The sequence below is a fragment of the Protofrankia sp. CiP1_Cm_nod3 genome, from assembly GCF_982290655.1.
The window spans coordinates 37,048-39,044 of sequence record NZ_CEVIVD010000047.1; the positions used below are offsets into that span (position 1 = coordinate 37,048).

A 1,997-nucleotide genomic window follows, 5' to 3' on the forward strand; every position below is an offset into this window, starting at 1 on the left:
GTGGAGCCGGGCTCGCGAGCGGGCCGGGCTCGTGAGCGGGCCGAGCTCGTGAGCGGGCCGGGCCGGTGAGCGCGGCCGCCGGCATCCGGCCGGGCGAGATCTGGCACGACGGCGACCCGGTGGAGATCAACCCGGGACGGCCAGTGCTGACGCTGCGTGTGCGCAACATCGGCGACCGTCCTGTCCAGGTCGGGTCGCACTACCATTTCGCCGCCGCCAACCCCGCCCTTCAGTTCGACCGGGACGCCGCCTGGGGGCACCGGCTGGCCGTCCCGGCCGGCACCGCCGTCCGGTTCGAGCCGGGCGTCGAACGCGAGGTGGACCTCGTCCCGCTGGGCGGCCGGCGGCTGGTCCCCGGCCTGCGCCCCGAATCCGCCGGCCCGCTGGACAGCCCCGCCCCCCAGGATGCGGGCAGCGCACCCGCGGGCCCCGCCGACGGCCCGCCCGCGGCCAGCACGGGCCGCCCGCCCGAGGGCACCGCGGACGGTACGCCAACCGGCCCGGCGGGCGACGCTCCCGGCCCGCCAGACGACGCCCCCGGCCCGCCGGGCCGGCGTGGGGCGCGCCCGTGAGCCGCCGCCTCGACCGGGCCCGCTACGCCGACCTGTACGGGCCGACCGTCGGTGACCGCATCCGCCTCGCTGACACCGACCTGTTCATCGAGGTCACCGAGGACCGCAGCCGCGGGCCCGCCGGCGCCGGCACCGGCGACGAGGCGGTGTTCGGCGGCGGCAAGGTGATCCGGGAGTCCATGGGGCAGGCCCGGGCGTCGCGCGCCGAAGGTACCCCGGACCTGGTCATCACCGGCGCGGTCGTCCTCGACCACTGGGGTGTCGTCAAGGCCGACGTCGGCATCCGCGACGGGCGGATCGTCGCGCTCGGCAAGGCCGGCAACCCCGACATCATGGACGGCGTCCACCCCGGCCTGGTCATCGGCCCGGGCACGGAGATCCTCGCCGGCAACGGGAAGATCCTCACCGCGGGGGCGGTGGACTGCCACGTCCACCTGATCTGCCCGCAGCAGGTCCCCGAAGCCCTCGGCGCCGGCATCACCACCCTGATCGGCGGCGGGACCGGCCCGGCCGAGGGCACCAGGGCCACCACCGTCACCCCCGGGCCGTGGAACCTCGCCCGGATGCTGTCCGCGATGGACGCGCTGCCGGTCAACGTCGTCCTGCTCGGCAAGGGCAACACCGTCGGTGAGGATGCCCTGTGGGAGCAGCTGCGCGGCGGCGCCGCCGGCTTCAAGCTGCACGAGGACTGGGGCTCCACCCCGGCGGCGATCGACGCCTGCCTGCGGGTCGCGGACGCCTCCGGGGTGCAGGTCGCGCTGCACTCCGACACCCTCAACGAGGCCGGTTTCGTCGAGGACACCCTGGCCGCGATCGCCGGCCGGGCCATCCACGCCTACCACACCGAGGGTGCCGGCGGCGGGCACGCCCCGGACATCATCACGTGGCCGCGGCGGCGAACGTCCTGCCGAGCTCGACGAACCCGACCCGCCCGCACACCGTCAACACCCTCGACGAACACCTCGACATGCTCATGGTCTGCCACCATCTGAACCCGACCGTGCCCGAGGACCTGGCCTTCGCCGAGAGCCGCATCCGGCCGTCCACGATCGCCGCCGAGGACGTCCTGCACGACCTCGGCGCCATCTCGATGATCGGCTCGGACTCGCAGGCCATGGGACGCATCGGCGAGGTCGTCCTGCGCACCTGGCAGACCGCGCACGTGATGAAGGCCAGGCGCGGCGCCCTGCCCGGGGACGGCCGCGCCGACAACGCCCGCGCCCGCCGGTACGTCGCCAAGTACACGATCTGCCCGGCCGTCGCGCACGGCCTGGACGCCGAGATCGGCTCGGTGGAGCCGGGCAAGCTCGCCGACCTGGTGCTCTACGACCCGGCGTTCTTCGGCGTCCGGCCGGCCGTCGTCATCAAGGGCGGTTTCGTGGCCTGGGCGGCGATGGGCGACGCGAACGCCTCCATCCCCACCCC

The 1,997-nt window shown here is 75.4% G+C and carries 2 pseudogenes; both read left to right on the top strand.

The features are described from left to right. Positions 1-83: 83 nt before the first annotated feature. A pseudogene (locus AC5LUJ_RS11550) lies at positions 84-398 on the top strand (urease subunit beta); the annotation flags it as partial. A gap of 170 nt (positions 399-568) precedes the next feature. Then, positions 569-1,997 (top strand): annotated as a pseudogene (locus AC5LUJ_RS11555) (urease subunit alpha); the annotation flags it as partial.